The following is a 26,668-nucleotide window of genomic DNA, read 5'->3' as shown; positions in this document are numbered from 1 at the left end:
GCAGCAACGATCCACCCCGAAGCCCCGGCCGGTCACCGACCAGCCGGGGCTTCGGCTTTGCATTCAAGCCAAGGCGTTAGAGTTAAACGGCACGTCTACCACCCGAAGGAGGGGTCATTGGGAATCTTGGACACCATCCGGAATCCGCAGGACCTGAACGAGTTGACCGAGGAACAGCTGGAACAGCTGGCCTCGGAGATCAGGGATTTCCTGATCACGAACGTCTCCCAGACGGGCGGCCACCTCGGGCCCAACCTCGGCGTCGTGGAACTGACCCTTGCCGTGCACCGCACCTTCGAATCTCCCCGCGACAGCATCGTCTTTGACACGGGGCACCAGTCCTACGTCCACAAGCTGCTGACCGGACGCCAGGACTTCAGCACGCTCCGCCAGGAAGGCGGCCTCTCCGGCTACCCGGACAGGGCGGAATCGGAACACGACATCGTGGAAAGCTCCCATGCGTCGTCATCCCTGTCCTGGGCGGACGGTATCTCCCGCGCCCGCCAGCTCACGGGGGAAGGTGACCGGCACGTCGTCGCCATCATCGGCGACGGCGCCCTCACCGGCGGGATGGCCTGGGAAGCCATCAACAACATCGCGGCGGACAAGAAGCGCCGCGTGGTCATCGTCGTCAACGACAACGGCCGCTCCTACGCCCCCACCGTCGGCGGGTTCGCCGACTACCTGGCGTCCTTGCGCCCCACCATCGACTCCTTCCGCGCCGCCCCGGCCTACGAAGGCGCGCTCGACTGGTGGAAAAAGAAGCTGCAGGACGGCGGCCCCGTGGGGCAGTTCACCTACAAGAGCCTGCACGCCATGAAAAAGGGCATCAAGGACTGGTGGGCGCCGCAGGGCATGTTCGAGGACCTCGGCATGAAATACATCGGCCCGGTGGACGGCCACAACCTCCAGGCCATGGAGCACGCACTGTCCACCGCCAGGAACTACGGCGGTCCCGTGATCGTCCATGCCATGACGGAGAAGGGCCACGGCTACGCGCCCGCGCGTGCCCACGAAGCGGACCAATTCCATGCTGTGGGGATCATCGACCCCGAAACCGGCGAGCCCACCGGTACCGGCGGCGCCCAGTCCTGGACCTCGGTGTTTGCCGACGAGATCTCAGCCATCGCCGACGAACGCGACGACATCGTGGGCATCACCGGAGCCATGCTGATTCCCGTGGGCCTGCACAAGTTCGCCGCCAAGCACCCTAAGCGCGTCATCGACGTCGGCATCGCGGAACAGCACGCGCTGACCGCCGCCGCAGGCATGGCCTTCGGCGGCCTGCACCCGGTGGTGGCCGTCTACGCCACGTTCCTGAACCGGGCCTTCGACCAGCTGCTCATGGACGTGGCCCTCCACAAGGCAGGCGTCACCATCGTCCTCGACCGCGCCGGCGTTACCGGCCCGGATGGCGCCAGCCACCATGGCATGTGGGACATGGCCATGGTCCAGATCGTCCCCGGGCTGCACCTCGCCGCGCCCCGCGACGCCACCCGGCTCCGGGAGGAACTGCGTGAAGCTGTGGCCATAAACGACGCGCCCAGCGTTGTCCGCTTCTCCAAGGGATCCGTCGGCCCGGCCGTCGAGGCAGTGGAACGGCTCAGCGACGGCGTGGACATCCTGGCCCGCCGGCCGTCAGGTTCCACCGAGAACGACGTACTGATCGTCAGCGTGGGCGCCATGGCCGAACTGGCCCTCGACGTCTCCAACCGGCTCGGCGCGCAGGGCATCAGCACCACCGTGGTGGACCCCCGCTGGGTCCTCCCCGTCCGCCGTTCGATCATCGCGTTGGCCTCGCACCACCGCCTGGTCATCTGCATCGAAGACGGCGTCCGCGCGGGCGGCGTCGGCTCCCGCATCCGGCAGGAGATGCGCGCTGCCGGCGTGGATACGGCACTGAACGAGGTAGGCCTGCCCGTGGAGTTCCTGGACCATGGCACCCGCAACCAAGTGCTGGAGCGGGTTGGGCTGACCGCCCAGCAGATCACGCACGACGTCGTCGCGCAGGTCCTGGGAACCAAGGTCCCCTTCGCGCGGCCCCTCCCCGGGCAGCAGCACCCCACCACCGGCAGCCTTCCGATCCTGTGAGGGACGGAGACGAGCTGAAGTATCCCGGGCCGGCGGGGGAGTCCGGACCAGTCCTGCACACCACCACCACGCGGGTTCCGAATGGTCTGGAGCCGGGCCAGCTGGTGGTCTCCAGGAACCGGAAATGGAACGGCAAAGCCCACTGGGTGGTCCCCGGGCGGTACCTCGGCGAGGACCGGCACGGATGGTGGATCTTCCAGGGAACCAACGAATTCTGCTCCCGCCCAGGCGCTGCGTTCTATACGCGCTCGGACGCTGTCCTGCTGGTGCCACGGCAGGGGGACTGGGTGGCCACGTTCTACGACTCCGCGCACCCCGGTGGAGTGCGGGTCTACATCGACCTCGCGGTAGGCCATGAGTGGACACACATCCGGCCTGCCGTGACCGAGTTCCATGTGATCGACATGGATCTGGACGTCATCCGGACCGAGGCCCGCGGCGTCTTCATCGACGACCAGGACGAGTTTGCGGCGCACAGCGTCTCCATGCACTACCCCCAGCGGCTGATCGAGGATATCCAGGCTGCCGCAGACGGGCTCTACCACGCCGTGAAGGCACAGCACGCGCCATTCGACGGCACCGACGTCGAATGGTTTACCAAAGGACGCACCATATGAGCGGCATTGTCAGGGTCTACAAGCGCGACGACGACGGCGCCCTGCACTTCAGGGAGGCCTGGTTTGACGAGGAATACTCCCAGTTCGTCATGAACTTCGGTGCCGTGGGTCACCAGAGCAAGACCGAGGAAACCGATGTCCCCGACGCCGCCGCTGCCGACGGCCTCCTGGACGCCTTCGCAGCCCAGTGCGCCGAGGACGGCTACGCTGAGGTCCCCAACGAGGAGCAGTCCTGGGTGGTGGCCCAGTTCGCCCTCAAGACCAAGGACGGCACCGACCGTGACCGCCGCCTTGAACAGAAGGCCAAGGACGCCCTGGTCAGCCACCTGGCCTGGCGCGGCCTGGGAACGGTGGAACGCTCCGAATTCACCGACTACAAGCTCAACATCTTCTGCCTGTGCCCGGATGTGAACAAGGCCGTCAGCGCCATCAAGGTCTGCGCCCGCAACGAGGACCTCGACTTCACCAAGCTCAGCATCGGGGCTGCCCCGTACAGCCAGCCGGACCATTACAAACTCAAGCATTCCGCCAAGCCCGCCAGCAGCTTCAGCCTCTAGGAGACGTTCGTGACCAGTTACCGCCGTGTTGGAGAATCAGGGCTGACGGTCTCCACCGTAGGCCTGGGCTGCAACAACCTGGGCCGCGCCAACACCGCCACCGAGTCGCAGGACGCAACGGACGCCGTCGTGAACGCCGCGATCGACGCCGGCATTACCCTGTTCGACGTCGCAGACAACTACGGCAAGGAACCCGGGCTCAGCGAAACCATGCTCGGCAAGGCGCTCGGCCGCCGGCGCGGGGACGTCGTCGTCGCCACCAAGTTCGGAATGGACACCCGGGGCGCCAACGGCCCCGACTTCGGTGCCCGCGGCTCCCGGCGGTACATTATCCAGGCAGCCGAAGCGTCGCTGCGGCGCCTGGACACGGACTGGATCGACCTTTACCAGTTCCACACCCCGGACCCACTGACGCCCATCGACGAGACCCTGTCAGCGCTGGACACCCTGGTCCGCAGTGGCAAGGTCCGCTACATCGGCCACTCCAACCGCTCCGGGTGGCAGATCGCCCAGGCTGAATACGTGGCCCGCGAACTGGGGACTTCCCGGTTCATTTCATCGCAGAACCACTACAACCTGCTGGACCGCCGGGCCGAGCTGGAAGTGACCCCGGCCGCGGAGGAGTTCGGCCTGGGCGTCCTGCCCTACTTCCCCCTGGCCAACGGCTTGCTCACCGGCAAGTACTCCCCGGGCCACGCCCCCGAAGGGTCGCGGCTCAGCCACACCCGCACCAACATGGTGGACGACGCCGACTGGGACCAACTGGGCAGGTACAGCGCCTTCGCGAAGGAACGCGGCCTCACGGAGATCGAGGTGGCCTTCTCCTGGCTCGCCGCCCAGCCCTCGGTGGCCAGCGTCATCGCCGGCGCCACCCGGCCGGAGCAGGTCCGGCAAAACGCCGAAGCCGCGAACTGGACCCCCACCCCGGAGGACATCGCCACCCTCGACGACATCTTCCCCGCCGTGCCCAAGGTCGCGCTGTTCTAGGCCACGATGCCCGCCTACCTCCTTGATGTCGATACCGGCATCGACGACGCCCTTGCCCTTGCCTACCTTGCCGCGCTCCCGGACACGGAGTTCGTGGCGGTCACGGCCACCCCCGGCAACGTCGATGCCGACCAGGTGGCCCGGAATACCCTGGCACTGCTGGAGCTGTGCGGCAGGCCGGGCGTCGAGGTGGCCATCGGGGCGCGCGGGCCGCTGTCCATTCCGCTCACCACCACACCCGAAACCCATGGGCCGCAGGGGATCGGCTACGCGGTGCTGCCCGGGCCCGCCGGACAGGTCTCGGCGCGGAACGCCGTTGACCTGTGGATCGAACACGCCCGCGCCAGGCCGGGTGAGCTCACCGCCCTGATCACGGCGCCGCTGACCAACTTCGCCCTGGCACTGCGGCGGGAACCGGAGCTCCCCGACCTCCTTGCCAAGGTGGTGATCATGGGCGGGAGCTTCTACCACCAGGGCAACACCACCCCCACCGCCGAGTGGAACACCCATGTGGACCCCCATGCGGCCAAGGAGGTCTACGCCGCGTACCGGGGACGGCAGCCGGAGAAACTACCCATCGTCTGCTCCCTGGACACCACCGAGCGGATGGAACTGCACCCGGCCCACGTTGAGGCGCTGGCACGGGCGGCAGGCGCCGCGGCTCCGGAACTGGTCCTCCCGGGGGACCCGGAGGGGCTCCGCAGCACCTCCGGCAACACCCTGGTCAGGCACCTGTCCGATGCCTTGCGTTTCTATTTCGAGTTCCACCGGCACTACGACCAGGGCTACCTGGCCCACGTCCACGATTTCTTTGCGGCCGGGGTGGCCGCGGGCACGCTCGAGTACACCGCCCGCCCAGCCACCGTAGACGTCGAAACGGACTCCCCGCTCCTGATGGGAACCACCGTGGCCGACTTCCGCGGACTGTGGGGAGCACCCCCAAACGCGCGGGTCGTGTCCGGCAACAACCCGGAGCAGGCGTTCCGCGAACTCGTGTCCGCCGTCGGAAGCCTGGCCCGCCGCGTGGGCTGAGGAACGCCCCTCCGTGGGCAATCGCCGGTAGAATAGGCTCCGGACCGGCCCGGCGCAGTTGCCGCCGGATTCTGCCGAGGTGACATAGGCAGCCACACTCCGGCCCGGTACTGCCGGGCCCACCGCCTGCACCCAAAGGAACATTCCCCATGTCATCGCCCTCTTTGACGCTCCCGTCCCAGGAACGCCCCGCGGCACGCCGCAGGCTGCTGGAGATCCTTGGCGCCCTGGCCATCGCGGCCACCTACGTCTACCTGGTCCTCAACCAGCCGGCAGACATCACCGGCGGCCCGGGAAGCGCGTCGGCCCTGATCGCCCTCACCGGGTTCCTGGCAGGGGCGGTCCTGCTGATCATTGCCGTGCTGCCCACCCTGCCGGCGTCCACCCTGGTGCTGATCCCGGTCGCACTGGTCCTGAACATCGTGCTGGGACAATTCGTCGGCAGCACCCTTGTTCCCTTCTACCTCGACGCCATCGGCACCGTGCTGATCGCCGTCCTGGCCGGGCCGGCCGCCGGTGCCGCCACCGGCGCCCTCAGCAGCATCGTCTGGTCCTTCTTCAACCCCACGGTGCTGCCGTTCGCCGCTGGCGCCGCGCTCATCGGCTGCCTGGCCGGCCTCGCGGCACGCTACGGCCTCTTCCGCCGGTTCTACCTGGCACCAGTGGCGGGTTTCATCACCGGCATCATTGCCGGTGTGGTGTCCGCCCCCGTGGCAGCCTTCGTCTTCGGCGGAACGTCGGGCGTGGCCACCGGCGCCATCGTCAGCGCCTTCCGGGCCATGGGGGACACCCTCCTGGCGGCCATCACCAAGCAGGCACTGCTGTCCGACCCCATGGACAAGGCCATCGTGTTCACCATCGTGGCCATCCTGGTCTACGCGCTGCCCCGCCGGGCGCGCCAGCAGTTCCCCTTCATCCGGCGCCACCGGGTGCTCGCCGGCACCAACCCTGCTTCGACGCCGGAGGGAACCCGGGTGGACGCTTCAGCGCCGGCACCCGCCCACGGGAATGGGTCCGGGCCGGCCAACGATTCATCACTGAACGGCTGACCCGGGCACCGTGACGGCACCCCCGGCAGGCAACCCGGCAGCACCGGCAACGGCGGGGCGGGAGCGGCTCAACCCGCTGACCTCCTTCGCCGTCGCAGGCAGCACGGCAGTCATGACGACGGCGGCGGCAAGCTGGCCGTGGTCCCTCACCGTGGTTGCCGCGTGCATTGTCCTGTCACTGGCTGCGGGGACGGCACACCGCGTGCTGCCGGCGGCGGCGGCGGTCATGGTTCCGCTCGGCCTGTCCCTGCTGGTCCTGCACGGGCTGTTCTTCCCGGAAGGCAGGACAGTGCTGGCAGCGTGGGGGCCTGCACGCATCACGGCAGAGGGCCTGGACTTTGCCGGGCAACGCACCCTGCAACTGGCCGCCGTCGTCATGGCCCTGCTGGTGTTTTCCTTCAGTGTCAGGGTCCCGGACCTGGTGGCGGCGTTGTCTGCCCGGGGCGTACAGGGCCGGTTCGCTTTCGTGCTGGCATCCACGCTGACCCTGCTTCCGGCCATCGCCGGGCGGGCACGCAGTATCCGGCAGGCCCAGGAATCGCGGGGCTTGGTCATCTCCCGGAGTTTGGTCTCCAGGGCGGCGGCGTTCCGGCTGCAGGCCATTCCGCTGGTCCTCTCCCTGATTGAGGATGCGGGTACCCGGGCTGCTGCCCTGGAGGCCCGTGGGCTGGGCAACGCCGGGCCGCGGACCAGTTACCGGATGGTGCCGGATTCCACGCTGCAGCGGGCGGCACGGTCCGTCCTGGTGCTCCTGGCACTGGCCTCCGTGGTTGTCCGTGTGGTCCTGGCAGGTACGGGTGGCTGAACACATGGTCACGGGCGGCTCCGGCATTCCCAACAGTGACGGCAAAGCCGGCAGTGCGTCCGCTCCCGTCCTGGCTGCCGGCATCAGGGACTTCACCTTCCACGAGGCGCCCGCCCCTGTCCTGCGGGATATCACTGTTTCGTGTCCACCGGGCTCGTTCACGGCCATCCTCGGCGCATCCGGAAGCGGCAAGTCAACCCTGGGCCGGCTGCTGTCCGGCTGGCTGCCACCGGGTGGGCACGGCACGCTGGCAGGCTTCCTCGAATTGGCCGGTACGCGGCTGGAGTTCGACGGCGGACCGGGGGACCCGCGGATTGATCCGGCCCAGTGGGGCCGGCACGTGGGGTTCGTGCCGCAGGACCCTGCCGCCGTCCTCTCCACAGTCCGGGCCACGGTGGCCGAGGAGCTCGCGTTTGGTTTGGAAAACACCGGCATGGACCGTGCCGGGATGGAAGCCGCCGTGGAGCGGACCGCCCGCCTGCTCGGACTTGGCAGCCTGCTGGGCCAGGACCCCGCGAGGCTGTCCGGCGGCCAGCTGCGGCGGCTGGCCATCGGCTGCGCGATCATCCCCGGGCCCCCGGTGCTGGTCATGGACGAGCCCTTCGCCTCCCTGGACGCGGCAGGGACCAACGAGCTGGCGTCCTTGGTCCGTGAGCTGATCAGGGGTGGGACCGCCGTCGTCATCCTCAGCCAGGCTGTTGACGCGCTGCTGCTGGAAGCCGGCACGTGGCTGGTCCTCGCGGATGGCAGGCTCGCCGGCGGCGGGCCTCCCGCGGCGATGCGCCCTGGCTCCGGGCTGCTGCCGCCAGCCATCCGGTGGCCCGGCGGCATCCAGGCCACAAGGCCATCCACCGCCGCAACGTCCAGCCGCCCGGGGCAGATGCCGCCAGCGAAGCCTGCAGCGCTGGAGCTGCGGGACGTGTCCTTTGGCTACCCGGACGCTCCGGTAGCCCGATTCAGGCACCGGAGGCGGGAACCTGGCTGCCGGGCGATGGTGCTGGCCGACGTCCACCTGGCAGTCCACCCGGGCGAAATCGTGGCTGTCACCGGGCCCAACGGTGCCGGCAAGTCCACCCTGCTGCGGCACTTCAACGGGCTGCTGCGCCCCACTTCAGGGACTGTGCTGGTCCGCGGCAGTGACATTGCCGGAGCTCCAGTGGGAAAAACAGCAGCGTCCGTGGGCCTGCTGTTCCAGCAGCCCCGCGACCAACTGTTCGAACGGACCGTGCTGCGGGAGGTCGGGTTCGGCCTGGACCGCCTGTATGGGCCGGCCCTGGCGGTGGAGCGCGCCGGCGCGGCACTCCAGGCTGTTGGCCTGGCGGATGCGGCCCGGGAGCATCCGGCCGAGCTTCCCGCGTCCGCCCAGCGGCTGCTGGCCCTGGCCACCGTCCTGGCCCGCCGGCCCGCCGTCCTGGCGCTGGATGAACCCACCGTTGCGCTGGACGGGAACGGGCTGGCCCTGCTGGACGCTGCCGTGCGCTCGGCAGCGGACTCGGGCGCCGCCGTCGTGCTGGTCACCCATGACCTGGGCTATGCACACGCGGCGGCGCACCGCATCCTGGCGCTCGACGGCGGCCGGCTGCACCCCGCCTGACCGCCGCTGCGCCTAGTCCCGGGACTTGCTCGACGCGATGCCGGGCTGCAGGAAACGCTTGCCGTTGACCCGCTCCGATGCACCCACCCGGTCCAGGTACGGCGTGATGCCGCCCAGGAACATGGGCCAGCCCGCGCCCAGGATCATGCACAGGTCGATGTCCTCGGGTCCGGCGACGACGCCTTCGTCCAGCATCAGGCCGATTTCCTCCGCCAGGGCATCCTGGACGCGGTGCAGCACCTGCTCCGCGGTGGACGGGCTGGAGCCAAAGGACAGCAGCTCAAGCGTGGACTGGGGGATGGTCCGGGAACCGTCCGGCGCGGTATCCCAGAGTGCCTTGACGTTGTTGTCGATGAGCTTCTTGAGGTTATCGGAGACCGGGAAGCGGTCACCGAAGGCGGCGTTCAGGGACTCCTGGACATGCTGCGCCACGGGCAGGCCCACCATGGCCAGCAGCGTGAACGGCGTCATGGGCAGCCCCATGGGCCGCAACGCGGCGTCCGCAACCTCCGCCGGGGTGCCCTCGTCGAAGGCTGCCGTCACTTCGCCCATGAGCCTCAGCAGGATGCGGTTGACCACGAACGCGGCCGCATCCTTGACCAGCACACCGGTCTTCTTCAGGGCCTTGGCCAGCTCGAAGGCGGTCGCGAGCACGGCGTCGTCGGTCCGCGGGGCACGGACAATCTCCAGCAGCGGCATGACGGCCACCGGATTGAAGAAGTGGAAGCCCACCAGGCGCTCCGGGTGCTTGAGGTCCGCGGCCATCTCCGTCACCGAGAGCGATGACGTGTTGGTGGCCAGGATGCACTCCGGCGACACGATGGCCTCCAGTTCGGCGAAGACCTGCTTCTTGATGTGCAGTTCCTCGAAGACGGCCTCGATCACGAAGTCGGCGTCCGCGAAGGCTTCCTTTGACACCGAGCCGGTCACCAGCGCCTTGGTGCGGTTGGCGGCGTCCGGGCTGACGCGCTTCTTCGCCAGGAGTTTGTCCACCTCGCCATGGACGTAGGCCACACCCTTGTCCACCCGGGCCTGGTCGATGTCGGTCAGGACCACCGGTACTTTCAGCTGCCGCGCGAAGAGCAGTGCCAGCTGGCCGGCCATCAGGCCCGCGCCCACCACGCCCACCTTGGTGACAGGCCGGGCCAGTTTTCGGTCCGGAGCGCCGGCGGGCCGCTTGCCGCGCTTCTGCACCAGGTCGAGGAACGCGTAGACGGTGGACCGGAACTCATCGGTCTGCATCAGGTCGGCCAGGGTTTCGCATTCCAGGGCCGCGGATTCCGCGGCGGTCATGGTGCGGTTGGCTTCGAGAATGTCCAGGACCTTGGCGGGGGCCGGAGAGGCGTTGGAGGTCTTGCCCTCCACGAACTTCCGCCCCGCGGCCACGGCGGCGGTCCAGCGGGCGGCAGCCTCCGGTGAGGCGGGGTCGACGGCGTTGGGCCGCTCCGGGACCACGTCGCCGGAGATGACTCCCGCGGCCCAGGCCAGCGACTGCTCCAGGAAGTCGGCAGGCTCGAAGACGGCGTCCGCGATTCCCATGCCGAATGCCTGTGCACCGGTCAGTGTCCGGTTGTTGCTCAGCGGGTTCTCGATCATGACCTTGACCGCGTTTTCCGGACCCACCAGGCGGGGGAGGATGTACACGCCGCCCCAGCCCGGAACCAGGCCCAGGAAACCTTCCGGCAGGGCCAGGGCGCTGGCCCCCGTGGAGACCGTGCGGTACGTGGACTGCAGCGCGATCTCCAGGCCGCCGCCCAGTGCGACGCCGTTAATGAAGGCGAAGCTCGGGACGCCCAGGTTGGCAAGGGTGGCGTAGACGTCGTGGCCCAGCTGCGCCATCCACAGTCCGTGTTCGCGCTTTTCGAGCGACTTCACGGCGGAGAGGTCCGCCCCGGCCACGAGGTAGTGCGGCTTGCCGGTGACGCCCACGCCCACGATTTCGCCGCGGGCTGCGCGTTCCCGCAGGCCTTCAAGCGCCGTGCCGAGCTCCACGAGGGTGTTGGGGCCAAGGGTGGTGGGCTTGGTGTGGTCCAGGCCGTTGTCGAGGGTGACCAGGGCAAAGGTTCCCGGGCTGGGCTTCCCTGCAGTTCCCGGCAGGGCGATGTCCTGGACGTAGGAGTGGGTCACGGTTTCGTTGGGGAAGAGGTCCGCCAACGTGCGGTAATCTGCGGCGCTCATGCCATGGCTCCTTCGGAAGCGGTAGCAGCGGTCTCCCCGGCGGGAGTTCCACTGTAGTCGGGGTGGTTCGGGTTCTCCCAGATCACAGTGCCGCCCATGCCAAGACCCACGCACATGGTGGTGATCCCGTAGCGGACCGATGGGTCTTCCTCGAACTGGCGGGCCAGCTGGATCATCAGCCGGACGCCGGAGGACGCCAGGGGGTGGCCTACGGCGATGGCCCCGCCGTAGCGGTTAACCCGGGGGTCGTCGTCGGAGATGCCGTAGTGGTCCAGGAAACTGAGGACCTGGACGGCGAAGGCCTCGTTGATTTCGAACAGGCCAATGTCATCGATGGTCAGTCCGGCATTCTTCAGGGCTTTTTCCGTGGCCGGCACAGGTCCGATGCCCATGACCTCCGGCTCCACTCCTGCGTAAGCGTAGCTGACCAGCCTCATCTTGACCGGCAGGCCAAGTTCGGCGGCCGCATCAGCGGAGGCCAGGACGGCAGCGGTTGCGCCATCATTCAGGCCGGCGGCGTTTCCGGCGGTGACCCGGCCGTGGGCGCGGAAGGGGGTGCGGAGGCCGGCAAGGTCGGCCAGGGTGGTGCCGGGCCGGGGCGGTTCGTCCTTGCTGTGGACCGTCCAGCCCTCTCCGGGCCTGCGGGCAGCAACGGGAACCAGGTCCGGCTGGATCCGGCCGTCCTGGTAGGCGGCGGCCAGCTTGTCCTGCGAGGCCACGGCGTAGGCGTCCGTGCGTTCCTTGGTGATGGCGGGGAACCGGTCGTGGAGGTTCTCCGCGGTGTTGCCCATGTTCAGGGCTGCCGGGTCCACCAGCCGTTCGGACATGAACCGGGGGTTCGGATCGGCGCCGGAGCCCATGGGGTGGTGTCCCATATGTTCCACTCCGCCGGCAACCACCACGTCGTAGGCGCCGAAGCCGATGCCGCCGGCCGTGGTGGTGACAGCGGTCATCGCGCCGGCGCACATGCGGTCGATGGCGAAGCCGGGAACAGTCCGTGGAAGGCCGGCCAGGAGTGCGGCTGTCCTGCCGAGGGTAAGGCCCTGGTCGCCTGTTTGGGTGGTCGCGGCGATGGCCACCTCGTCGATCCGCCCGGCGGGCAGCGACGGGTTGCGGCGCAGCAGGCCGCGGATGCATTTCACGATCAGGTCATCGGCCCGGGTCCCGGCGTAAATCCCTTTCTCGCCGGCCCTGCCGAAGGGTGTGCGGATGCCGTCCACAAAGACGACGTCGCGGACAGTGCGCGTAGATGCGCCGCTTCCGTGCTGGCTCACGTGTAACTCCTCATCGAGATGTGGCGCGCCGGTGCATGCCGGAGTGCGGCAGCAGCCAAGCGTCGGTCACACCGATGTTACTCGTGAGTAACTTAGCCTGCAAGGGCTTGGTCCAGGAAGGTTACTGGCCGCCGGCCACTGCGACGGGTTTGGGTTCCTTGGGCGGCAATGGCTGCGGGTTCAGGAAGGCGCTGGAGATCAGCGGGGCGGTGAGTTCCACCTGCCACTTGCGCGCACCGAGGGCCCGCAGCTCAGCAGCAATCGAGTCCTCGCTGACGTCTGCAGGAGGCCGCCACGCCACCCGCCGCAGGTAATCGGGTGTCAGCAGGTTCTCCAGCGGCAGGTTCAGCTCCTCGGCTTTTGCCTGCAGCAGGGGCCTGGCCGTGCCCAGGCGGGCAGCCGCCTCCGGATCGCGGTCTGCCCAGACCCTCGGCGGCGGTGGGGCGTTGGTGGCCAGGTGCAGCGGTGGGAGTTCCTGCATGTCCCGTGCAGCGGCGATGCAGCGCAGCCAGCGCGGAGCCTCGCGCTGGGCGGCGCGTCCATGGAATCCCTTGGTGCCCAGAAGCTGCGGGACAGTGGCCGGCATCGCCTTCGCGGCAGCCACCAGGGCCGAATCGGGAATGAGGCGGCCAGGCGCCACGTCGCGTTTTTGCGCCAGGGAGTCGCGTTCCAGCCACAATTCGCGGACCGCAGCCAGTTGGCGGCGGTCCCGGATCTGGTGCAGGCCGGAGGTTTTCCGCCAGGGGTCCACCCGGGGCGGAGCGATGCCGGCTTCGAGGATGGCGGCAAACTCCTGCTCGGCATATTCCAGCTTCCCGTCGGCCTGGAGCAGCTCAATGAGTTCCTCACGCAGCTCGGTGAGGACCTCGACGTCCAGGGCGGCGTACCGGAGCCACGGTTCGGGCAGGGGGCGGGTGGACCAGTCGGCCGCTGAGTGCTCCTTGGCAAGCCCGAATCCCAGGAGCTGTTCGATGACCGCCGCCAGGCCCACCCGGGGCAGCCCGGCCAGGCGCGCGGCGAGTTCGGTATCGAAAAGCTTGTCCGGCCACATCCCGAGTTCGGACAGGCAGGGGAGGTCCTGGCTGGCAGCGTGCAGGATCCATTCGACCCCGCGCAGGGCGTCGTTGATGATGTCCAGGTTCCCGAACGGTTCGGGGTCGATCAGCCAGGTCCCTGCGCCCTCGCGCCGGATCTGGACCAGGAAGGCGCGCTGGCCGTAGCGGAACCCGGAGGCGCGTTCGGCGTCAACACCGGCCGGCCCGGTGCCGGCGGCGATGGCGGCGGCGCAGCGTTCCAGGCCGGACTGGGTTTCGATGACCAGGGGAACGCCGTCCCGGGGTGCGTCGAGATCGATGATTTCGGGGATGGGACTGTCAAAGCCCTCCACCGTGATGTGGGGCGCGGCAGCAGCAGCCGGGACGCCGGCTGTGGTGTTTTCCGGAATGTTTGGGGTCATGATGCCCCCAGTTTACCGGGCTGCCCCGAAACCGTTCGGCTGGCCCCGCCGCCGGGGCGGCAGGGCCGTGACGCCGTCGGGCAGCGGCGGCAGGCCTGCGAACGTGCACACCATGTCGGACCAGGCTTCCAGGTGCGCCTGCACATCGGAGGAACCCGGCGTCCAGGAGGCCCGGAGCTCGATGTCGATGGACCCCGGCCGGCCGGCCAGGGTGCCGAAGCTTTCGGACAGGACGCGGGTGGCCGCGCCACCGGCCGCCCGGTACGGGGCCTTGTGGTTTTCCAGCGCTTCCACCAGCCACGTCCATGCCACGGTGCCCAGCATTTGGTCGTTGCCCATTTCCGGTTCCAGCTCGGCCCGGATGTAGGTCACGATGCGGAACTCGCCGTCCCAGACCGCTGAGCCGTCCGGGTCATGCAGGAGGATGAAACGTCCGGTGGCGAGTTCGGTCCCGTCCTCGTCCGCAGTTCCGGCCCCGGCTGGACCGCCGGCCGCGGCGAAAGCCAGGGCCGCCGGCCCGTGGACCGGCGTCGAAGGGGCACCGGTGCCGGGCGCCATGACTTCAGCGCCCAGCGCGACGGCGAAGGGGGCCAGCCGCGCGGGGGCAGGGATCTCGGCCAGGCGCAGTTCCTTCCGGCACCGGGCTTTCCTGAGGGTTCCCAAGGCGTGGAGAAAATCCGGGGGAACCTGGTCAAGTGCGTTCACCTTGGCAGATTACGGGGCGGGGCGCGGCCGGGGAGGAAGGCTCGCCGTCAACGGCCGGTCACCCTGCCCGTCCGTCCCGGTAATCCCGCAGCTCACGGCGGATGGCAGCGGCGAACGCATCAACATCCTCCTCCGTGGTGTCAAAGGAGCACATCCAGCGGACCTCCCCTGCTGCCTCATCCCAGTCGTAGAACCTGAAGGAAGTGCGCAGCCTGTCCGCCACGCCGGGCGGAAGGATGGCGAAGACGCCGTTTGATTCGGTTTTCTGGGTGGGGCGGACGCCCTCGATGGTGTCGACGGCGGCACGCAGCCGGGCTGCCATGGCGTTCGCGTGCGAAGCGGAGCGCAGCCAGAGCCCCCCTTCGAGCAGGGCGATGAACTGGGCAGACATGAAACGCATCTTGGACGCCAGCTGCATATTCATCTTGCGGAGGTAGACCAGGCCGTGGGCTGCCTCGGGATTGAGGGCCACCACCACTTCGCCGAACAGGAGGCCGTTCTTGGTGCCGCCGAAGGAGAGGATGTCCACGCCGGCGTCCTTGGTGAAGGCCCGCAGGGGAACGCCCAGGTGGGCGGCCGCGTTGGCGAGCCGGGCACCGTCCATGTGCAGCTTCATGCCCTTGGCATGGATGTGGTCGGCGATGGCGCGCACTTCCTCCGGGGTGTAGCACGTGCCCAGTTCCGTCGTCTGGGTGATGGACACTGCCAGCGGCTGGGCGCGGTGCTCGTCGCCCCAGCCCCAGGCCTCCCGGTCAATCAGCTCCGGGGTCAGCTTGCCGTCCGGGGTGGGGACCTGCAGCAGCTTCATGCCGCCGATGCGCTCGGGTGCCCCGTTTTCATCCATGTTGATGTGCGCGGTGGACGCACATACCACGGCGCCCCAGCGGGGGAGCATGGACTGCAGGGACAGGACGTTGGCGCCGGTACCGTTGAAGACGGGGAAGCATTCGATGCCCGGGCCGAAGTGGTCCACCATGAGTTCCTGGAGCCGCGCGGTGTAGTCGTCCTCGCCGTAGGACACCTGGTGGCCCTCGTTGGCGGCGGCCAGGGCTGCCAGCACCTCGGGGTGGACGCCGGAGTAGTTGTCGGAGGCAAAGCCGCGCACGTTCGGATCGTGCAGCCGGAGCGCCGAGCCTGTTTCTGCTGTGGTGGTCATGGGGTTGTTCACGCTTTCAGTCTAGGTACAGTCACGGCCACGCTCAGTCGGCCAGCCTGAGCCGGGCGCCGTTGAGTCCGGCCGCCGGGGTGTCGAAGAGCCGGACGACGGCGGCAGCCAGGTCAGCCACGTCCGTGGCCCCGGGGAACTTCCGCTCGGGGTGGGCGCGGCGCAGTTCGTCGTCAACCAGTGCCTTGACCACCAGGATGGTGGCAGCGGCAAGGCTCCCGCCGTCCCCGGAGGCGCGGCGGAAGCCGTCCGCCATGGCAATGGTCCAGGCCTCCGCGGCCGCCTTGGCCGCCACGTAGCTGGCCACCGCCGCGGTGGGTTTGTCCAGTGCGGTGGAGGACACCATGGCGAACCTGCCGGCAGGCGACGCGGCGATATCGTCAAAAAAGACGCGTGAGACATTCCGGAGCGTGGTGACCGCCCCGCGTTCCAGGAAGTCCCAGTCTTCGTCGGACTGATCGGCGATGCCCTTGGCTCCGCGCCAGCCGCCCACCAGGTGGATCACCGCGTCAACCGGCCCGAAGGCTCCGCCGAGCTGCTCCCGGAGCTGCCGGACGCCGTCGAAATCCGCGAGGTCGCACGTGAAGGGGGCGACGCCGTCGCCCGCCTTCTCTGCCGCCGCCGCGATCCGGGCGTGGTCCGATCCCACGGTGGCCACGCGGTGGCCCGCGGCAGCGAGGGCACGCGCAACGGCGACGCCGGACGGCCCGCTGCCGCCGGTGACCAGGACGCGGGCAGCGCCGGGGCCGGTCACAGGGCGGAGTGGCCGGTGATGCCGGCGGTCGACTCGATGACGGGGCGCATCTTCTTCTCCAATGCTTCGTAGAACATGGACAGCGGGAATTCGTCGTCCAGGACCTGGTCCGTGAGGCCGCGGGGCGTCCCCGCCAGCGGCAGCGCGTCCGGGCCCTTGGCCCACACGGAGGCCGGGTTGGGGGTGACGGTGGCCGATACCAGCTGGTAGGCCGCCAGCCAGTGGGCGGTCTTGGGCCGGTCGATGGAGCGCCAGTACAGATCGTCGATGCCGGCTCCGAGGGCGATCACGGCGTCGGCCACCTCATCCCAATCGATGGTAAGCCGTGTGTCCGTCCAGTGCAGCACATGCTGCTGGTGCAGCCAGGCGAACAGGAGCTGGCCACCGAGGCCGTCGTAGTTGCGGACGCGGCTGCCGGTGATGGCAAAGCGGAAAATGCGGTCAAAGATGATGGCGTACTGGACCAGCTTGGCGTGCCGGCGGGCTTCGGGGTCGGCGTCATCGTCTTTTTCGATCCGGACGGATTCGCGGAAGGCGGTGAGGTCGCAGCGCAGTTCCTCCAGCGAGTACAGGAAATAGGGCATCCGCTGCTTGATCATGAAGGGATCGAAGGGCAGGTCGCCGCGCATGTGCGTCCGGTCGTGGATCAGGTCCCACATGACGAAGGTCGCTTCGGTGAGGTCCTGGTCAACGAGCAGTTCCGCGGCGCCCGCCGGGAGTTCCAGGGAGGTGATCTCCGCGGCGGCCTTGAGTACCCGGCGGAACCGGGCAGCTTCCCGGTCAGCAAAGATGGCACCCCACGTGAAAGTGGGGGTCCGGCTGACAGCCACGGTCTCGGGGAAGAGCACGGCCGAGTTGGTGTCGTAGCCCGGGGTGAAGTCCACGAAGCGGATGGGGACGAACAGTTTGTTGGAGTACCCGCCGGCTTCCAGGCCCGCGATGAACTCCGGCCAGATCACCTCCACCAGCACGGCCTCCACCAGCCGGCTGCTGCTGCCGTTCTGGGTGTACATGGGGAACACCACCAGGTGCTGCAGGCCGTCGCGGCGCTGTTCCTGTGGCTGGAACGCCAGCAGCGAGGACAGGAAGTCCGGAACGGCGAATCCGCCCGCGGCCCATGCCCGGAAATCAGCGCACGCGGCCTCGAGGTAGGCGGCATCGTGCGGAAAGGCAGGGGAGAGGGCCGTGACGGCGTCCACGATGGTTTCCACGTGGCGTGCAGCTGTCGCGTGGTCCGCCGCCTCGAGAATTGATCCGTCCTGGACCTGGAGGGCCTGGAGGGCGGTGGCTGCGCCCTTGAGCCGCAGCCAGTCCTGGTTCTGCGCGGAAATACCGGTAATGGCGGTGGTCAGGGTCTCTGTCATCGTCGGCTGCCTTTCTGGTTGCTTGCTTCTCTGGCGAGCGTAGCAAGCAACCAGTAAGACTTATGCCCGGCTGGCCTTTGCATAAGCAGAACTTAGCCTAGTGCCGTTGCCGGCTGGATCGAGACCGTGCTTTGGCTGTGGGATCCGTGGATCCAGGGCTACGCCCCGTTAGCCCTGCGCCCCATGGTCTGCCCCCTGGTTTTCCGTCTCATCCTTGGTGACGAGCCGGAGGGAGACGGAGTTAATGCAGTAGCGCTGGTCCGTGGGGGTGCCGTAACCCTCGCCGTCGAACACGTGGCCCAGGTGCGAGCCGCAGGAGGCGCACCGGACTTCGATCCTTTCCATGCCGAGCGTCCGGTCGTGGATGTAGCGGACCTTGCCCTCGGCCAGGGGAGCCCAGAAGGACGGCCAGCCACAATGGGAATCGAACTTCTCGTTGCTCGTGAACAACTCGGCGCCGCAGGCGCGGCACTGGTACGTGCCCTCCGTGTGCGTATCCCAGTACTCTCCCGTGTAGGGCCGTTCCGTGCCGGCCTGCCGCAGGACGTGGTATTCCTCCGGGGTCAGTTCCTCACGCCACTGGGCATCACTTTTCCCGACGGACCCGGCTTGGGCCGCAGCCTCCTGCGCGGTGCCCTGCCGTGTCCCGCCGTCGACGCCCGGTGCCTTGTTGCCGAAGATGCTGTTTCCAAAGATGCTCATAGTTTTACCAACGCCTAGGAGTCGCCGATAAATCCCGAACCTGCATAGAGGTGGAGCACGGGCACTCCGAGCTGGTCCTGGGCCTTGTTGGCCCAGTCGGTGTGGAAGGTATCGGCCACGGCGTGCGGCCTGGTGATCACCACTGCCTGCGAGGCGCCCGTTTCCCGGACCTTGGCCACCAGGGCGTCCACTGCCTTTCCGTCCACCACCTGGCCGGTCACGTCCGAGCCCAGTCCCTGCAGCGCTGCGAGCGAAGCGGCCAGGGTCTCGCCGGCCTGGGCCCGCTCTGCGGCGGCGTCCGGGTTGCGTGCCGCCAGTTCGCGGAAAGCCTTGGCAACGTCCAGCATGGACAGGTTCTCGAGGAAGTCCACCAGCAGGTGGCGCTCTGTGTTCGCCGGCACCAGGACCACCAGGCGGCTGTCCGCGCCGTCCACCAGCCGTTCAATGTTCAGGCGGTCGTCCGCGCCGAGGGGTTCTTCAGTCAGGATGACGATGGGATCACTCATGGCCTTAGCCTAGTCCCGCCCGCGTGCCACATGCACTGACTGGCCATTCCGCCGGTTCCGGCCCACTTCCGGTTCCGCCTTGACCTTGCCGCGCCGTTCCCGTCCGGTTCCCGAATGCAGGCATCTGCGGCGGTGCCGGTAACAATAGTCACATGGCACCTTTCCGGCGAGCGCGCCCTGCAATGACTGCACCTTCCAGGGATACCGGCGGCGTGTCGCCGGGAGCCAAGTGGGCCATTGGGGGAGCCATCGCCGGGGGATCGGTGGCGAGCCTGCTGGGGGCCGGCTCCTCGGCGCTCGCCGTGTACTTCGCGCGCCGGGTCATCACCCCTGCCCGTCAGCGGACGGCGGACAAGGAAGTCCTGGCCGTGATCCGCGACGGGCAAAAGCAGCAGGTGATCCTGGCCGCCAATGAGGACACCACGGTGGACGGGGTCTATGGATTCTTTTTCGACGGCGGGAAGGGGCATGCGCGCATCGGCCGCATCGTTTCCTACTCGCCGGCGGACCGGACGGTGCTGCGCGAGGTGGAAGCCGTCTACAGCGGGGATCTTTCCACTGCACGCTGGGGCTGGTGGAGCGGGGCCACCTACCCGGACCCGGCCGCCGCCGGAATTCCGGCCGAGGACGTCCTGGTCCCCGTTGAACGCGGTGAAGCCCCCGCCTGGCTGGTCCGCGCCAAGGGAACCGCGCGGACCTGGGCCATCATGGTGCACGGCCGCGGGGCAACCCGCCAGGAAGCGCTCCGGGCGGTAGGGCCGGCCCTGGAACTGGGCCTGACCAGCCTGCTGGTGTCCTACCGGAATGACGGGCTGGCGCCCTCGGCGGACGACGGACGGTACGGCCTGGGGTCCACCGAGTGGCAGGACATTGAAGCCGCCATCGGGTATGCCCTGGCCAACGGTGCCGAGGAAGTTGTCCTGTTCGGCTGGTCCATGGGAGGGGCCATCTGCCTGCAGACCGCCGATCTCTCCCGCTACCGCCACCTGATCCGGGCGATGGTGCTGGACGCGCCGGTCATTGACTGGGTGACGGTGCTGGCGCACCATGCGCAGCTGAACCGGATTCCGTCCCTGGTGGGCAAGTATGGGCAGCTGATGCTGGGCCACCCGCTGGGACGGCGGCTCACGGGTCTCTCGGCGCCAGTGGACCTCAAAGTCATGGACTGGGTCTCCCGCGCCGTGGAGCTGAGGACGCCCAGCCTGATCATCCACAGCGTCGACGACGAGTACGTGCCGTACGGACCCTCGGCCCTGCTGGCCGAACGGAACCCGGAGATGGTCACGTTCGAGACGTTCAACCACGCCCGCCACACCAAGGAATGGAACGTGGACCCCGAGCGCTGGGAGCGGCTGGTGAAGGCGTGGCTGCGCCAGCAGCTCGCGCCGCGCCTCAACCCGGGATCCGGCCCGGACCCGGGCCTTAACTCGAACACGCCGGCCCGCCCGACGCCCGCGGGAGCGTAAGGTGCCGAAACAACGTCCGGCGGGAGCCGTAACCGACCGTGGCAGGGAACTGGCCGCAGGCCTGGCGGCCCTGGTGGCGTCATCCCCGGGCAGGCCGGTCCAGGCCTCGCACGCCCCCTTCGACGGCACCCTGCTTGGCGAAGTACCCATCAGCACGCAGGACGACGTCGGGGCCGCCGTCGAGACTGCCCGGACGGCGCAGCAGCTCTGGGCGGCCCGCTCCCTGGCCGCACGCCGTGCCGTGGTGGCGCGGTTCGTTGCGCTGCTGCTGGACAGGGAGCAGGACATCCTTGACCTGGTGCAGGCAGAGAGCGGCAAGTCCCGGCTTAGCGCCTTCGAGGAGTTCGCGGACGTCATCCTCACAGCCCGCTATTACGAACGCAACGCCGGGCGGCACCTGCGCCCACGCCGGCGCAAGGGCGCGGCTCCGGTCCTGACCCGCACCACCGAATACCGTATTCCGAAGGGGGTGGTAGGGGTCATCAGCCCCTGGAACTATCCACTGACCCTTGCCGTTTCGGACGCCATCCCGGCCCTGCTCGCGGGCAACGGCATCGTCCTGAAACCTGACTCACAGACGCCCTTCACGGCGCTGCTGATGCTCAAACTCCTCAGGCAGGCAGGCCTTCCGGAGGACCTGTTCCGGATCGTCACCGGGCCGGGAACCTCCATAGGCCCTGCCCTGATCGGGCAGGTGGACTTCCTGATGTTCACCGGATCCTCCCAAACCGGCAAGACCGTCGCCAGGCAGTGCGCGGAACGGCTGATCGGCTTCTCCGCCGAACTGGGCGGGAAGAACCCCATGCTGGTACTGGCGGACGCCGACATAGCCAAGGCAGCCGCCGGTGCCGTGTACGCCTGCTTCTCCAACTCAGGGCAGCTTTGCGTCAGCATCGAGCGGATCTACGTGCACGCCGACGTCCATGACAGGTTCCTTGCGGCGTTCACCGCCAAGGTGGAGGGGATCCGCATGGGCGCCGGGCCGGACTGGGAGATTGGCATGGGGTCCCTCATCAGCGCGGCACAGGTGGAGCGGGTGGACCGCCATGTCCAGGATGCGCTCGCCAAAGGCGCGCGGCTGCTCACAGGCGGACGGCGCCGGCCGGACCTGGGCCCGTTGTTCTATGAGCCGACCGTCCTGACGGGGATCACGGACGACATGCTCCTGGCCAGGGAAGAGACCTTCGGGCCGGTGGTCGCCGTCTACCGTGCCGCGGACGATGATGCAGCAGTCGCCCAGGCCAACGATTCGGAATTCGGGCTCAACGCCAGCGTCTGGTCCGCCGGCCATGGCGAAGAGGTGGCCCGAAAGCTGCTGACCGGGACTGTCAACGTCAACGAAGGCTACGCCGCCACCTGGGCATCCCATGATGCTCCGATCGGGGGCATGAAGGACTCCGGTGCCGGCCGCCGCCACGGCCGGGAGGGCATCCTCAAATACACGGAACCGCAGACCATCTCCGTGCAGCGGCTGCTCCCGGTAGCCCCTGCCCGGGGAATGTCCAACCACGCCTACGCGCGGATCATGAAAGGCGCCATCACGCTGATGGGCCGCCTGCCCCGAAACCGCTGACGCAGTCAGAAGAAAACCCAAGGAGAACTGGGATGGCCAAAGGAACCCGACTTGCCGGCGCAACACTGCTGGTCACTGGAGGCGGAAGCGGGCTGGGCCGCCGCATGGCGCTCGGCGCCGCCCGGCGCGGGAGCCGGGTGCTGATCTGGGACGTGGATGCGGCGGCGGGCGCAGCGGTGCGCGACGAGATCCGGGCGGCCGGCGGACAGGCCGACGCCCAGTACGTGGACGTGACTGACCGGGACGCGGTCAAGGCTGCCGCGGCAGAGGCAGGCACGGTGGACGTCGTGGTCAACAATGCGGGCGTAGTCAGCGGACAGCGGCTCCTCGATGCCACGGAAGACGCCATCGAACGGACCATGAACGTCAACGTCCTGGCCCTGTACTGGGTCACGCGCGCTTTCCTGGGCGGGATGGTAGGGCGCCGGCGCGGCACCGTGGTCACCGTCGCCAGTGCCGCCGGCCTGGTGGGAGTCGCCCGGCAGACGGACTACTCCGCCAGCAAGTTCGCCGCCGTCGGCTTCAACGAGTCACTCCGCGCGGAGCTCCGGGCGGACCGCGCGGACGTCAACACGCTGGTGGTGTGCCCTTTCTACATCAACACCGGGATGTTCGACGGCGTCCGGACCCGCTGGCCCCTCCTGCTCCCCATCCTCGAGGAAGAGGACGTGGCAGCCAGGGTCCTCGACGCGATCGAGGCCGGGCACCGGAAGTTGGTCCTGCCGCCCTCGTGAACCTGCTCCCGGTCCTGCGGGTGCTTCCGGTCGGCGTCTTTGACCGGCTCATGGATGTCCTGGGAGTCAACCGGACCATGGACCACTTCACCGGCCGCGCCCCGGGCCGGACCAGAGGACATTCGGGGTAGGTCCGCAGCTTTGTGCGGGGGCCCGTGACCCTGTGACAGGCCGGCGCAGAGGTCTATCCTGCTGCTCAAGGGGGGAAACCTGCGAAGAAATGGGGCCCCGAAATGCGCATGACAAGACGACAACTGTTACAGGCCGGCGCTGTGGCCGGGGCGGGACTCCTGGCCCCGCCCGGCATATCTGCAGCCGCGGCGCGCGGTCCTGCGGCCGGCCAGCAGGCCATGTTCACCGAGCAACTGCCCACCCTGGCCGAGCTGGGCGTCCTGGACATGCGGGGCGGGGGCCGTACCGCGCTGTGGGTCCGTAACGCCTCCCACCGGTTCCAGGAAAACATGGGCCCGGCGAATACCCTGGCCTACCAGGAGGCCGGCTCGTCGAGGACCTACCTTGGGCCCGTCATCATCGCCAGGAGAGGAGTTCCGTTTGAGCTGAAGGTCCGCAACGCAGCCGAAGGCCATCCCCTGGCTTCCGCCATCGACAGCGAGCTGGTCCCCCGCGGCAGCAACGATGCGAAGCGGCCGCGGACGTCAGTACACCTGCACGGCGGCAACGTCAGCCCGCAGTCGGACGGCGGCCCGGACCAGGCCTTTGCGCCCGGCGATTCCTACACGTACCACTACGCCAACAACCAGGATGCTGCCGGGCTTTGGTACCACGACCACGCGCTTGGAATGACCAGATTGAACGTCTACGCAGGACTTGCCGGCAGCTACCTGCTCAGGGACGGGTTCGACACCGGGGACGGCACGCAGCTTCCGCCACCGCCGTACGAGGTGCCGCTGATCATCCAGGACAAGATGTTCAACCCCGACGGTACGCTAGCCTACCCGCCAAACCCGGACCTGAAGGGCCCGGACGGGGCCCCGCGCCCTTGGGCGCCCGAGTTCTTCGGGGACGTGGCGACGGTCAACGGCAAAGTCCGGCCGAACCTCGATGTCGCCCGAGGCCGGTACCGCTTCCGCGTCTTCAACGGCTCCAACGCCCGGTTCTACGACTTCACGTTCGACGCCGGCGGCCCGGCACTGGCCTTCCACCAGATCGGGTCCGACGGCGGGCTCCTCAACGCGCCCGTCCGGCTGGACCGGCTGGTGATTGGCCCGGGGGAACGGGCGGATCTCGTAGTGGACTTTGCCGGGCTCCGGGCCGGATCGCGGGTGGTCCTGCGCAACAGCGCCCGGGTGCCGTACCCGGACGGGCCGGAATCCGTGGCGGGCGGCGCCATCCCGCTCCCGCAGGTCATGCAGTTCACCGTGACGTCCCGGACCGGCTATACCGTGCCCCTGCCTGCCCGGCTGCGGGACAAGGGCGGGGAAGTCACCAGCCTTCGGGAGGCAGCGCCGGCGAAAATCCGCCGGATGGCGCTCGTGGAGGTAGCCAACCCGGACGGCGTTCCCGTGATGGCCCTGCTGAACAACAGGATGTTCGACAGCCCGGACACCACCGAGGTGGAGGGCGACACGCTGGAACAGTGGGAGCTCATCAACACCACCGAGGACGCCCACCCGATCCACCTGCACTTCACCCAGTTCCAGGTGCTCAACCGGCAAAAATTCCATGCGGACGCCTACCTGGAGGAGACCGGCTACATTGATCCCGGCACCGGCCTGGTCACGCCGGGACGGGGCAAAGCGGTGGAAGTCGAGCGTTTCCTTATTGGCCGGCCCAGGGATGCGGCCGCCAACGAGCAGGGCTGGAAGGACACCGTGGTGGCGCTTCCGGGCGAAGTCACCAGGATCCGGGTTCCCTTCGGTGCGGGGGCGGCAGGCGGAAAGCCCCTGGCGATTGGCTCATCGTTCAAGGGCGACTACGTGTGGCATTGCCACATCCTGGAGCACGAGGACAACGACATGATGCAGCGCTACACCATCAAGTAGCTGCCCGTACCAGGACCGGGTGGTCAGGACCGGGGATTGCCGGCGGCCAGGGAGCTGATGGGCGCGGTGACGGCGCCCGTCAGCCTGGCCAGGTCAGCCGGGGCCAGCTCAATATCCAGGCCGCGGCGGCCTCCGGACACCAACAGGGTGTCCAGTGCCGCGGCGCTGGAATCCAGGACAGTGGGGGAGGGCTGCCTCTGGCCGAGAGGGGAAATCCCGCCCAGTACGTAGCCGGTGCGCCGCTGGGCCGCCGCAGGATCGGCCATGGCTGCCTTCCTGGCGCCCAGCGCCGCCGCCATGGCCTTCAGGTCAAGGGTGCCGCTCACCGGGACGATGCCCACCGCGAGCCTGCCTTCCACGTCCACCACCAGGGTCTTGAAGACCCGGGACGGGTCGATCCCCAGAGCTTCGGCGGCCTCCGTGCCATAGCTCGCTGCCGAGGGGTCATGGGTGTACGGATGCAGCACAAAGGGAACCCCGGCCGCGGTCAGTGCCGCTGTGGCCGGGGTTCCCTGGGAGTTGTTCCTGCGTGCCATGCAGCGTGGTCAGGCCCGGCTGCTGGATGCGGCGGCGACCTTGCGCTTGATCCGGCCCAGCATGGCCGTCATTCCCCGCATGCGCAGGGGGGTAATGGCGCGGGTGAGGCCGAGCAGTTCCGGCATGTCGTCGGGCACGGACAGGATCTCCGCCGCCGTCAGGCCATCCAGCCCCTCGTGCAGCACACCGGCAAAACCGCGGGTGGTGGGTGCCTCGGGCGGCGCCTTGAAGAACAGGTGGACCGCGCCGTCGTCGTTGGTTCCCGTCTCAATGGTGAGGAACAGCGGCGACTGGCACTCCACAACCTGCTCAAGGAGCTCAGGGTGGTCTTTCAGCCGGTCCGGAAGTTCCGGAAGTCCCTCCGAGAACTCCAGCAGCAGCTGCAGCCTCTCGGGTTCGGACACGGACTGGAAGTCGTCCACGATTGCCGCCAGGGCGGAAGGCAAAGCTTGAGTAGTCATCGTTCCAAGTCTACGCGGGGGGCGTGGTCAGGCGCCGACGACGACCGGAACGGAACCCCGCTCAGCGCCCTTCACGATCGGCACACGGACGGCGTTCCCCCACTCGGTCCACGATCCGTCATAGTTGCGGACGGTCTCGAAGCCCAGGAGGTACTTCAGGGCGAACCAGGTGTGGCTGGACCTCTCGCCGATGCGGCAGTAGGCCACCACGTCGTCGCCCTCGGCCAGGCCGGCCTCGCCCAGGTAGATGGCGGCCAGCTCTTCCCGGCTGCGGAAGGTGCCATCCCCGGCGGCCGCGCGGGCCCAGGGGATGGAGGCTGCCGTCGGGATGTGGCCGCCACGCAGGGCGCCCTCCTCCGGGTAGGCCGGCATGTGGGTGCGCTGTCCGGTGTATTCCTCGGGGGAGCGGACATCGATCAGCGGGCCGGTGCCCAGGTGTGCCAGGACGTCGTCCTTGAAGGCGCGGATCGGGGCGTCGTTGCGCTCCACCACGGGGTAGTTTCCGGGAGCCGGAGCAGGCCGCTCCTTGGTCAGTTCGCGGCCTTCGGCAACCCACTTGTCGCGGCCGCCGTCCAGCAGCCTGACGTCCTGGTGGCCGAACAGGGTGAAGACCCAGAGGGCGTAGGCGGCCCACCAGTTGGACTTGTCGCCGTAGATCACCACGGTGCTGTCGCGGGAAATACCCTTCGACGCCGCGAGTTCGGCGAAGGCCGCGCCGTCCACATAGTCCCGGGAAACTTCGTCGTTCAGGTCAGTGTGCCAGTCGATCTTCACCGCGCCTGGAATGTGGCCGGTTTCGTACAGGAGAACGTCTTCGTCGGATTCGACCACGATGAGGTCGCCGTTGGCCACTGCGCCGCTGCTGATGGCGGCCGCGAGCCAGTCGGTGGAAACGAGCCGCTCCGGGTGGGCGTAGGCTGCGAACTTCTCATTCTGTTCAACCGGGTATGGCATGGCTTGGCCTTTCAGTAAGAGCACGGGAAACCGTGGAACATGCATTGGAACCTGTTCCCACCCTAGCCAGCGCCTGAAGGGTTGTCCGTATTCCGTTAATAGGG

23 protein-coding genes and 1 pseudogene are annotated in these 26,668 nt (G+C 68.4%); 12 read left to right on the top strand and 12 right to left on the bottom strand.

Going from position 1 to position 26,668, the window contains the following annotated elements; translation table 11 throughout:
• Positions 1-117 precede the first annotated feature (117 nt).
• The 8 genes from dxs (at position 118) to NIBR502771_RS17265 (ending at position 8,732) form a co-directional block, all read left to right on the top strand.
• Entirely contained in the window at positions 118-2,091 is a 1,974-nt protein-coding gene (gene dxs, locus NIBR502771_RS17300; RefSeq protein ID WP_141160779.1) for a 1-deoxy-D-xylulose-5-phosphate synthase, read from the top strand.
• The gene (locus NIBR502771_RS17295) at positions 2,088-2,708 is read left to right on the top strand and encodes a DUF402 domain-containing protein (protein ID WP_141160778.1); all 621 of its coding nucleotides are present in this window, start codon (positions 2,088-2,090) and stop codon (positions 2,706-2,708) included. The genes dxs and NIBR502771_RS17295 overlap by 4 nt, the downstream gene beginning before the upstream one ends.
• Entirely contained in the window at positions 2,705-3,265 is a 561-nt protein-coding gene (locus tag NIBR502771_RS17290; RefSeq protein WP_141160777.1) for a hypothetical protein, read from the top strand. Before NIBR502771_RS17295 ends, NIBR502771_RS17290 begins: the two co-directional genes overlap by 4 nt.
• Positions 3,266-3,274: 9 nt before the next feature.
• Positions 3,275-4,252: an aldo/keto reductase gene (locus tag NIBR502771_RS17285; protein ID WP_141160776.1), complete on the top strand. Its 978-nt coding sequence runs from the start codon at positions 3,275-3,277 to the stop codon at positions 4,250-4,252.
• Positions 4,253-4,258: 6 nt separating this feature from the next.
• Entirely contained in the window at positions 4,259-5,284 is a 1,026-nt protein-coding gene (locus tag NIBR502771_RS17280; RefSeq protein ID WP_141160775.1) for a nucleoside hydrolase, read from the top strand.
• A 149-nt stretch (positions 5,285-5,433) separates the two neighbouring features.
• Positions 5,434-6,333 (top strand): ECF transporter S component, encoded by a 900-nt coding sequence (locus tag NIBR502771_RS17275; RefSeq protein WP_141160774.1) that lies wholly within the window; start codon positions 5,434-5,436, stop codon positions 6,331-6,333.
• Positions 6,334-6,343: 10 nt separating this feature from the next.
• A complete protein-coding gene (locus tag NIBR502771_RS17270; RefSeq protein ID WP_141160773.1) occupies positions 6,344-7,138 on the top strand; it encodes an energy-coupling factor transporter transmembrane component T in 795 nt (264 codons plus the stop codon).
• A 4-nt stretch (positions 7,139-7,142) separates the two neighbouring features.
• Complete coding sequence (locus NIBR502771_RS17265; RefSeq protein ID WP_141161613.1) at positions 7,143-8,732, top strand: ABC transporter ATP-binding protein; 1,590 nt, start codon at positions 7,143-7,145, stop codon at positions 8,730-8,732.
• 12 nt (positions 8,733-8,744) lie between these two features.
• On the opposite strand, the gene NIBR502771_RS17260 is transcribed toward NIBR502771_RS17265, so the two are convergent.
• From NIBR502771_RS17260 to NIBR502771_RS17220, 9 genes are all read right to left on the bottom strand, one after another.
• Complete coding sequence (locus NIBR502771_RS17260) at positions 8,745-10,910, bottom strand: 3-hydroxyacyl-CoA dehydrogenase NAD-binding domain-containing protein (protein WP_141160772.1); 2,166 nt, start codon at positions 10,908-10,910, stop codon at positions 8,745-8,747.
• Complete coding sequence (locus NIBR502771_RS17255; protein ID WP_141160771.1) at positions 10,907-12,184, bottom strand: acetyl-CoA C-acyltransferase; 1,278 nt, start codon at positions 12,182-12,184, stop codon at positions 10,907-10,909. The genes NIBR502771_RS17260 and NIBR502771_RS17255 overlap by 4 nt, the downstream gene beginning before the upstream one ends.
• Before the next feature lie 121 nt (positions 12,185-12,305).
• Positions 12,306-13,640: an HRDC domain-containing protein gene (locus NIBR502771_RS17250; RefSeq protein ID WP_141160770.1), complete on the bottom strand. Its 1,335-nt coding sequence runs from the start codon at positions 13,638-13,640 to the stop codon at positions 12,306-12,308.
• Positions 13,641-13,652: 12 nt separating this feature from the next.
• A complete protein-coding gene (locus NIBR502771_RS17245; RefSeq protein ID WP_141160769.1) occupies positions 13,653-14,345 on the bottom strand; it encodes a DUF3000 domain-containing protein in 693 nt (230 codons plus the stop codon).
• A gap of 58 nt (positions 14,346-14,403) precedes the next feature.
• On the bottom strand, positions 14,404-15,501 hold the full coding sequence (locus tag NIBR502771_RS17240; protein WP_141161612.1) for a low specificity L-threonine aldolase: 1,098 nt from the start codon (positions 15,499-15,501) through the stop codon (positions 14,404-14,406).
• Positions 15,502-15,544: 43 nt separating this feature from the next.
• The gene (locus NIBR502771_RS17235) at positions 15,545-16,264 is read right to left on the bottom strand and encodes an SDR family NAD(P)-dependent oxidoreductase (RefSeq protein ID WP_141160768.1); all 720 of its coding nucleotides are present in this window, start codon (positions 16,262-16,264) and stop codon (positions 15,545-15,547) included.
• Entirely contained in the window at positions 16,261-17,628 is a 1,368-nt protein-coding gene (locus tag NIBR502771_RS17230; RefSeq protein ID WP_141160767.1) for a DUF6421 family protein, read from the bottom strand. Before NIBR502771_RS17230 ends, NIBR502771_RS17235 begins: the two co-directional genes overlap by 4 nt.
• 168 nt (positions 17,629-17,796) lie before the next feature.
• Positions 17,797-18,330 carry a peptide-methionine (R)-S-oxide reductase MsrB gene (msrB, locus tag NIBR502771_RS17225; protein WP_141160766.1) on the bottom strand — a complete coding sequence of 178 codons (534 nt, stop codon included), beginning with the start codon at positions 18,328-18,330 and terminating at the stop codon, positions 17,797-17,799.
• A gap of 14 nt (positions 18,331-18,344) precedes the next feature.
• Positions 18,345-18,836: a hypothetical protein gene (locus NIBR502771_RS17220; RefSeq protein ID WP_141160765.1), complete on the bottom strand. Its 492-nt coding sequence runs from the start codon at positions 18,834-18,836 to the stop codon at positions 18,345-18,347.
• Between the two features lie 182 nt (positions 18,837-19,018).
• Here NIBR502771_RS17220 and NIBR502771_RS17215 point away from each other — a divergent pair, with 182 nt between their 5' ends.
• The 4 genes and pseudogenes from NIBR502771_RS17215 to NIBR502771_RS17200 all read left to right on the top strand — a co-directional run bounded on the left by NIBR502771_RS17215 (position 19,019) and on the right by NIBR502771_RS17200 (position 24,612).
• Positions 19,019-20,302 carry a S9 family peptidase gene (locus tag NIBR502771_RS17215; RefSeq protein WP_141160764.1) on the top strand — a complete coding sequence of 428 codons (1,284 nt, stop codon included), beginning with the start codon at positions 19,019-19,021 and terminating at the stop codon, positions 20,300-20,302.
• Between the two features lies 1 nt (position 20,303).
• A complete protein-coding gene (locus tag NIBR502771_RS17210; protein ID WP_141160763.1) occupies positions 20,304-21,875 on the top strand; it encodes a succinic semialdehyde dehydrogenase in 1,572 nt (523 codons plus the stop codon).
• Between the two features lie 32 nt (positions 21,876-21,907).
• A pseudogene (locus tag NIBR502771_RS17205) lies at positions 21,908-22,707 on the top strand (SDR family oxidoreductase); the annotation flags it as partial.
• Between the two features lie 141 nt (positions 22,708-22,848).
• Entirely contained in the window at positions 22,849-24,612 is a 1,764-nt protein-coding gene (locus NIBR502771_RS17200) for a multicopper oxidase family protein (RefSeq protein WP_246839716.1), read from the top strand.
• Between the two features lie 23 nt (positions 24,613-24,635).
• On the opposite strand, the gene ybaK is transcribed toward NIBR502771_RS17200, so the two are convergent.
• The 3 genes from ybaK to NIBR502771_RS17185 are packed head-to-tail and all read right to left on the bottom strand — an operon-like array spanning position 24,636 to position 26,564.
• Positions 24,636-25,148 (bottom strand): Cys-tRNA(Pro) deacylase, encoded by a 513-nt coding sequence (gene ybaK / locus NIBR502771_RS17195; RefSeq protein WP_141160761.1) that lies wholly within the window; start codon positions 25,146-25,148, stop codon positions 24,636-24,638.
• Positions 25,149-25,157: 9 nt separating this feature from the next.
• Complete coding sequence (locus NIBR502771_RS17190) at positions 25,158-25,610, bottom strand: SufE family protein (RefSeq protein WP_141160760.1); 453 nt, start codon at positions 25,608-25,610, stop codon at positions 25,158-25,160.
• A 27-nt stretch (positions 25,611-25,637) separates the two neighbouring features.
• On the bottom strand, positions 25,638-26,564 hold the full coding sequence (locus NIBR502771_RS17185; RefSeq protein ID WP_141160759.1) for a sulfurtransferase: 927 nt from the start codon (positions 26,562-26,564) through the stop codon (positions 25,638-25,640).
• Between the last annotated feature and the right edge of the window lie 104 nt (positions 26,565-26,668).

Origin of the sequence: Pseudarthrobacter sp. NIBRBAC000502771 (genome assembly GCF_006517215.1) — a bacterium.
GTDB classification, from domain to species: Bacteria; Actinomycetota; Actinomycetes; order Actinomycetales; family Micrococcaceae; genus Arthrobacter; species Arthrobacter niigatensis.
Note: the sequence above shows the minus strand (reverse complement) of the source record. Positions and strands in the feature narration are given on the sequence as shown.

What these genes read in the sequence shown, in the direction of transcription:
- NIBR502771_RS17275 (WP_141160774.1), top strand. Translation starts at nt 5,434, where the DNA reads ATGTCATCGCCCTCTTTGACGCTCCCGTCCCAGGAACGCCCCGCGGCA.
- NIBR502771_RS17185 (WP_141160759.1), bottom strand. Translation starts at nt 26,564, where the DNA reads ATGCCATACCCGGTTGAACAGAATGAGAAGTTCGCAGCCTACGCCCAC.
- NIBR502771_RS17230 (WP_141160767.1), bottom strand. Translation starts at nt 17,628, where the DNA reads ATGACAGAGACCCTGACCACCGCCATTACCGGTATTTCCGCGCAGAAC.
- NIBR502771_RS17250 (WP_141160770.1), bottom strand. Translation starts at nt 13,640, where the DNA reads ATGACCCCAAACATTCCGGAAAACACCACAGCCGGCGTCCCGGCTGCT.
- NIBR502771_RS17215 (WP_141160764.1), top strand. Translation starts at nt 19,019, where the DNA reads ATGACTGCACCTTCCAGGGATACCGGCGGCGTGTCGCCGGGAGCCAAG.
- NIBR502771_RS17280 (WP_141160775.1), top strand. Translation starts at nt 4,259, where the DNA reads ATGCCCGCCTACCTCCTTGATGTCGATACCGGCATCGACGACGCCCTT.
- NIBR502771_RS17240 (WP_141161612.1), bottom strand. Translation starts at nt 15,501, where the DNA reads ATGACCACCACAGCAGAAACAGGCTCGGCGCTCCGGCTGCACGATCCG.
- ybaK (WP_141160761.1), bottom strand. Translation starts at nt 25,148, where the DNA reads ATGGCACGCAGGAACAACTCCCAGGGAACCCCGGCCACAGCGGCACTG.
- NIBR502771_RS17190 (WP_141160760.1), bottom strand. Translation starts at nt 25,610, where the DNA reads ATGACTACTCAAGCTTTGCCTTCCGCCCTGGCGGCAATCGTGGACGAC.
- msrB (WP_141160766.1), bottom strand. Translation starts at nt 18,330, where the DNA reads ATGAGCATCTTTGGAAACAGCATCTTCGGCAACAAGGCACCGGGCGTC.
- NIBR502771_RS17220 (WP_141160765.1), bottom strand. Translation starts at nt 18,836, where the DNA reads ATGAGTGATCCCATCGTCATCCTGACTGAAGAACCCCTCGGCGCGGAC.
- NIBR502771_RS17265 (WP_141161613.1), top strand. Translation starts at nt 7,143, where the DNA reads ATGGTCACGGGCGGCTCCGGCATTCCCAACAGTGACGGCAAAGCCGGC.
- NIBR502771_RS17260 (WP_141160772.1), bottom strand. Translation starts at nt 10,910, where the DNA reads ATGAGCGCCGCAGATTACCGCACGTTGGCGGACCTCTTCCCCAACGAA.
- NIBR502771_RS17290 (WP_141160777.1), top strand. Translation starts at nt 2,705, where the DNA reads ATGAGCGGCATTGTCAGGGTCTACAAGCGCGACGACGACGGCGCCCTG.
- NIBR502771_RS17200 (WP_246839716.1), top strand. Translation starts at nt 22,849, where the DNA reads ATGACAAGACGACAACTGTTACAGGCCGGCGCTGTGGCCGGGGCGGGA.